Raw genomic sequence first — 6,000 nt, 5'->3', positions numbered from 1 at the left:
TTCCCTCCGCGAATGTCCCCCGGCCTGCGGCCTCCTCCTTGATTTCGCTGCGGGAAGCACCCAGTGTCCTGCGCACGCTGGGCGCTGTCGTGGGCTGGTGGCCGATCAGAGCTTGTGCGCTTCCACCGGTCCCTGCGAATAGAACAGGAAGTAGCCCGTCTGGGTCTTGAAGCCGTTTTTCTGCCACCCGGGCGGCACCTTGAAGATGCCGAGCTGGTCGCTCGAGATGCCGACGAAGGACGTGTTCTCCGTGTCGGTGGTGATGCGGCTCCAGCGCTCGCGCGTCACCGGCTGCAACTGCATCTTCGGTTCGCTCCACTCGGGTGTGCGCACCTTGTCGCGCATGATGTAGCGGTCGCCGTCGCGCTCGATCTTGACGACCTCCTTGAGCACGCCGTTGCGTTCGACGGCGTAGACGCCGACCAGTTCGGTCTCGGGCCCGCCGCGCGCGCCGCAGGCCGAGAGCAGTGACACGCAGGCCACTGCCAGCAAAGAATTCAGAAGAGTTTTCATGGGATTCGAATGAAGTGACGCATGCGCCGTCCGACGGCACATGCGGGGTTCACGAAAGAAGAGTCAACTCAGCCCGACTCAACGCTTCTGGTTCTCGCGCAGCGGCAGCTTGCCCTGGAAGCGCAGCGCGTGCGGGTACTCTTCCTTACCGCCCGCGTCCACCGCCGCCATCTTCTGCTGGCTCAGCTGCGTCTTGGCGAGCAGCGGCGCCGGCAGGTTGAGCACGCCCTTGATCTGGTCGTACTGCGCCTGCGTGATGCGCCCCACGCCCAGCAGGCGGAAGGCATCGCGCTCGATGTTCAGCAGCAGCGGCTTGTTGCCCGCGAAGTTCTGCACCTTGGCCAGCAGGTTGCTCCACGACGGCGCGCTGTAGTTGCTCACGTAGTAGTCCTGCCCCGTCGGCCCGGCCAGCACCGCGGTGCAACCCGGCAGCTCGACCTGCGTGGCGTTGTTCGACATCACGAAGGTCTCGCGCTTTTCCATCGCGTCGCCGTACGCCAGCGTGACGGGAATGGTCCACGTCGAGGCCGGGAACTGGTTCTGGTTGGGGAACGACTCCTGCGTGATGTTCACGTAGGTGCGGTCGCCGGCGCACTGCGCATCGACCGTGAGCAGCGGAATGCCGGTCTGGCGGATGAAGCTGTCGCCGATCTCGCTCACCTTCTTGCCGCCGGCGGCCTTCTCCAGCGAGGTCCACAACCGCGTGGGCGTGACGTTGCCGAACGCGTAGTCCTTCAGGTAGATCTGCAGGCCCTTCTGCATCGCCTCTTCGCCGATGTAGTTCTGCACCATCTCCAGCACGTGGCTGCCCTTGTTGTAGACAAAGATCGCCGGGCTGATGAAGCCGAAGGAGCCTGCGTCGTTCAGGTTGCGCTGCACCGGCACGGCGGAGGGCTTCAGGTCGGCCACGATCACGTTGTGCTTGTCGAGCACGTAGTCTGAGAAGCTGTAGTACTCGGGGTGGAACTTGATCGTGGTGCGCCGTTCGAACCAGCGCGCGAACGACTCGTTGAGCCACACGTTGTCCCACCAGTCGAGCGTGACCAGGTCGCCAAACCACTGGTGCGCCACCTCGTGCGTGACCACGGTCACCGAGTACAGCGTGGGCTTGTCGCCGGGCTTGGTGAGCACCGCATCGGCAAACTCGAAGATCGCGCCCCAGTTCTCCATGCCGCCAAAGCCGGTGTTGGGCTTGTTGTCGTAGCTGTCGTTGGCGGCCACGGTGTCGAACTTCTTGAAGGGCAGCGAGATGCCGGTGTACTTGTAGTAGTAGTCCATCGACACCTTGGTCCACTCCATCGCGAACTTGGCCCAGTCGGAGCGGCCCGGCGGCGTGAACCAGCGCAGCGCCATGTCGCTGCCGTCCAGCGGGTTCTTGAAGGTGTCGGCCAGGATGTCGAACTTGCCGCCGCCGAAGAAGGCCAGGTACATCGGCATCGAAGGCGTCTTCTCGAAGGCCACGCGCTGGTAGCCGTCGGGCAGTTTCACGGCCTCGGTCTGCGCGCCGTTGGACACGGTCTTCCAGTCGCCCGGCACCTCGGCCGAGATCTCGAAGGTGTGGCGGAAGGCCGGCTCGTCCCAGCCCGGGAACCACTGGCGCGCGAAGTTGGTTTCGCCCTGCGTCACGATGGCATCGCTGCTCACGCCCTCGGGCGTGGAAAGGCCCACCTTGAAGATGCCCGACGCGGCCGAGCACAGCGGGTTCTTCGCCATCACTTCCGGCGTGCAGTACTCGGCATCGGAGAACTGGATCTTGCCGTCCCACTCCATGTGCAGCAGGTACTTGCCCTTGGCGATCTGGCCGTCGTTCAGGCGCAGCTGCACGAAGTCGCCGCGCGTCTGCGGCGTGGGAATCAGCGGGATCACCTCGCCCGGCTTGGACACCTTGCGCAGCGTGGTGCGCCCGCGCGCGAAGTTGAGGTCGTGCGCGGCGACGACGATGGCGTCGACCGGCTTGAGCACGTCGATCTCCACGTCGGCGCGGCCCACGAAAGTCTTGAGCGCCGCATCGGGGCGGAACCACAGCTTGTAGTTGACGGGCCAGACCGTGTCGGGCAGTTCCATCGGCCGGGCCGAACGATCGACCGCGGCCACCGCCGAGTCGGCTGCGGCGGGCACGCCGTCGTCGGGGGTCTTCTTGGTGGTGTCGCCGCTGTCGGCCGCGGGCGCGTTGGCCAGCGACGGCGCGTTCAGGCCGGAGCCGCCGAAGGATGCGCCACCGCCGCTGTCTCCGCCGCCGCCGCAGGCCGTCAGCGCGGCGAGGGTCACGGCCGTAAGGGCCAGGCAATGAACGACAGGTGTATTCAGTGATTTCATGATCGCCTCTGGGTACTCTTGGTAAGGAACATGCGCCGCACCGCAGGCACCGGCGGATAGCCGGTGATGCACGTGACGCGCGCGGAATGAGTGGAACGACAGATCAACAGGAAATGCGGGCAGCACAACGCCCTCCCGGCGAACAAACCGTTCGTCAGGAACGCAGGCTCAGGCCGGACCGCACCGCATGTGCTGCGGTGGTCCCAGGATGCGCGGGGCGAGCGGCGCCATTCCCGTCAAGACGCGGGGTGTGGGGGGAGCGTGTGAACGCGGTGGGGTGTCGCGGGCCGGGCTCAGTGCCCGTGCATCGACGCGATGCGTTCACCCGTCAGGTGAACGGCCGGGGCCATGGCGAAAGCGATGGCGACGGCAAGACTGGCTGCGGCTCTTGTGGTTGATTTCACGCGCATTCCCTCGTCCGTTGAAGTGCACGCAGTTGTAGCTGATCGATGCAATGAGCTCAACGATCCGCGGAACTTTTCTCTCTCCAATTGTTCGCGCGCGATAGGCCGAATGGCGTCATGGCACGCGACGCGTGCCATGCGATACGAAGATGGTTCTGCGGCCGAAACACCTGCTCACGCAGATGACAAAAACACGGGACCTTCACTGTGACGAAGCGGCCACAGTACGAAGGTTCAAGCCGCGGCGAAGGCTACGAAAGCTGTGAACCAGAGACTGCAGCAGTGCGTTGCGCGCGCTCGCGCCACCACAGCAGAAAGCCGCATGCGAACACGACGACCTGCGTGCCGATGAGCAGTGCAAAGCCCGCGAAGAAACCCGCCGCCGACGAGGCCGCGGTCACCGCCGTGTTCGCTGTGCCCGAGCCATGCGACACCGCGCTGATCACGCCGCCCATCAGCGCCGGCATGAAGCCCGCCACGAGGCTGCCCACGCCGTTGGTCACGCCGAAGGCGCTGGCCGTGTGCTCGGGCCGCGAGCAGTGCTGCACGGTGCTCGGAATGGCGGGGCTCTGCAGGCCCCAGAAGAAGTTGGCCGCCACGAGGCAGGTCGCGGCCATGTACGGGTCGCGCGCATTGATGGCCAGCAGCACCGACAGTGCCACGCCCGCGCTCGCGCCCATGAAGATGAAGGGCACGCGGTCGCGCCCCAGCTTGTCGATGAGCACGCCGCCCGTGAACACCGCGAGCACGGTGGCGTACTGCGGCAGCGAGGCGATCCAGCCCATCTCGCGAAGCGAGAAGCCGCGCGCCTCGCGCAGGTAGGTCGGCAGCCAGTTGCTGCTGCCCCAGAGATAGGCCAGCGCCGCCGAGGTCAGCAGCGTGATGAGGAACAGGTGCCGCGTATGCAGCGCGCCTTTCACGATGCCCGCCACGCGCGACATCGCATCGCCCAGCGACGAGGGCTTGATGCCGTCGCCGTGCCCCGCGGGCATGCGCACGAAGGCCAGCACCAGCGGAATGCCCAGCATGATATTGAGCACACCGAGCACGTGGAACGAGCTGTCCCATTCGAACTGCGTGAGCAGATAACCCACCAGCGGATAGCCCACCGCCAGGCCCAGGCCCGTGCCCATGTTCACCAGCGCATTGGGCTTGCCGTTCTCGTGGCTTTGGAAGTGCGCCTTGATGTACGACGAAGCCAGCGAGAACAGCGGCCCTTCCGACACGCCCAGCAGCACGCGCGAGGCCAGCAGCAGGCCGTAGCTGTTGAACATCGGCGAGGCCCAGGTCACCACGCCCCACAGCACGAGGCCGTAGATCAGGCTGCGCCGCACGCCGAACAGCGCCGAGCAGAACGGCGTGAGCACGAAAGCCGAGATGCCGTAGCCCAGCATGAAGGCCGTGGCCAGCAGGCCCTGGCTCACCCGGTCGGAGGCGTCGATGCCCACGTGCTTCAGGAAGGCCGCATCGGTGATCAGCACTGCGATGTTGATGCGGTCCACGTAGGAGATCGCCACGATCACGAACAGCGTGATGACGCCGTACCAACGGAAGTTCTTGCTCTGCATGACCGGGGCTCTCTCTTGCGGGGGTGGTGCGCGCTGTCTTGCCGCGCCTAGAACATATGGCGCATGCCGAACTCGACGCCGCTGGAAGCGCGGTTGGGCGTGGTGATGGCGCCGGCCAGGGCCTGCGTCGCACCGTTCTTGTTGCTGATGCGCGCGATGGTGCCGTACACCGCCGTGCGCTTGGACAGGTTGTGCACGTAGCCGATGGCCAGCTTCGACGACGTGGGCTCGCGCACCGCGTTGGCGGGCTCCAGCTTGTAGCGCGCGTACGAGGCCTTGATCTCGCCCGGCCCGATGGGCAGCTGGAAGCCGACCAGCACGCCCTTGGCGTCGGTGCTGCCCTTCGATTCCTTGTACAGCTCGCTCGTGAGCTTGAGGTTCATGAGCGCCGCATCGAAGGTGTAGGACGCGCCCAGGTTGGTCACGCGCAGGTCGCCGGCGGCGTAGCGCGTGCGGCCGGTGGCAATGGCCACGTTGAGGCCGCCGCTCTGGTAGCCGAAGCGCGCGCCGGTGTGCTGGCCGTCGCGCTTGTTCGACACCTGGGTGCCGGGCAGCACCGAGTTTGAATCGTTCTCGCCCATCGCGTACATCACCTGGCCGTAGAAGCCGCCCAGGTTGGCCGGCAGGAAGTAGCCGACGCTGTTCGAGGCGCGCGTGCCGGTGGGCGCCACCAGGCCGCCCAGGCCCGAGAAGTAGATCTGGTTGGCGCCGATGCCGCCGCCGGTGCCGAAGGGGTCGAAGATCGCGGTGTTCCAGAAGGCCGGCACGTAATCGCGGCCCAGGCGCACTTCACCGAAGGGGCCGGCCAGGCTCACGGTCGAGCGGCGGTTGAAGCTCAGCACGCCGGGCGTGCCGTTGCCGCTGGCCTGGTTGTTCGAGTTCGACGGAAAGCCCGTGCCGCTGTCGTTCTGCAGGCCCATCTCGAGCCAGAAGTTGGCCGAGTAGCCGCCGCCGAGGTCTTCGGTGCCGCGGAAACCGAGGCGGCTGAACATGTTGCCGCTGTTGCCCAGCTGCGTCTTGTGGGCCGATCCGTTGCCGCTGCCACGCGTATAGACCACGGAGGCGTCGACGACGCCGAACAGCGTCACGGAAGATTGGGCCAGCGCTCCGCCAGCCGCGGTGGCCGCAGCCATCGCGATCAAGTACTTTTTCATTGAATGTCTCGGTTGGTTTTCTTCTCTCGGCCGTCTTTTAGGTTG

Annotated in this window: 4 protein-coding genes; all 4 read right to left on the bottom strand. The window is 65.9% G+C overall.

What is annotated here, in order from left to right; all coding sequences use genetic code 11:
* Positions 1-105 precede the first annotated feature (105 nt).
* A complete protein-coding gene (locus AC1RL8_RS12080) occupies positions 106-513 on the bottom strand; it encodes a lipoprotein (RefSeq protein WP_095947556.1) in 408 nt (135 codons plus the stop codon).
* 78 nt (positions 514-591) lie between these two features.
* Complete coding sequence (locus AC1RL8_RS12075; RefSeq protein ID WP_492685442.1) at positions 592-2,829, bottom strand: M1 family metallopeptidase; 2,238 nt, start codon at positions 2,827-2,829, stop codon at positions 592-594.
* 655 nt (positions 2,830-3,484) lie between these two features.
* Complete coding sequence (locus AC1RL8_RS12070) at positions 3,485-4,801, bottom strand: MFS transporter (RefSeq protein WP_492685441.1); 1,317 nt, start codon at positions 4,799-4,801, stop codon at positions 3,485-3,487.
* 47 nt (positions 4,802-4,848) lie between these two features.
* Positions 4,849-5,955 carry a porin gene (locus AC1RL8_RS12065; protein ID WP_492685440.1) on the bottom strand — a complete coding sequence of 369 codons (1,107 nt, stop codon included), beginning with the start codon at positions 5,953-5,955 and terminating at the stop codon, positions 4,849-4,851.
* Positions 5,956-6,000 lie beyond the last annotated feature (45 nt).

The sequence above is a fragment of the Variovorax sp. GW822-FHT04E09 genome, assembly GCF_058800845.1.
The sequence above is the reverse complement of the archived record's forward strand: the minus strand, read 5'-3'. Positions and strand labels throughout refer to the sequence as shown.

What these genes read in the sequence shown, in the direction of transcription:
- AC1RL8_RS12075 (WP_492685442.1), bottom strand. Translation starts at nt 2,829, where the DNA reads ATGAAATCACTGAATACACCTGTCGTTCATTGCCTGGCCCTTACGGCC.
- AC1RL8_RS12080 (WP_095947556.1), bottom strand. Translation starts at nt 513, where the DNA reads ATGAAAACTCTTCTGAATTCTTTGCTGGCAGTGGCCTGCGTGTCACTG.
- AC1RL8_RS12065 (WP_492685440.1), bottom strand. Translation starts at nt 5,955, where the DNA reads ATGAAAAAGTACTTGATCGCGATGGCTGCGGCCACCGCGGCTGGCGGA.
- AC1RL8_RS12070 (WP_492685441.1), bottom strand. Translation starts at nt 4,801, where the DNA reads ATGCAGAGCAAGAACTTCCGTTGGTACGGCGTCATCACGCTGTTCGTG.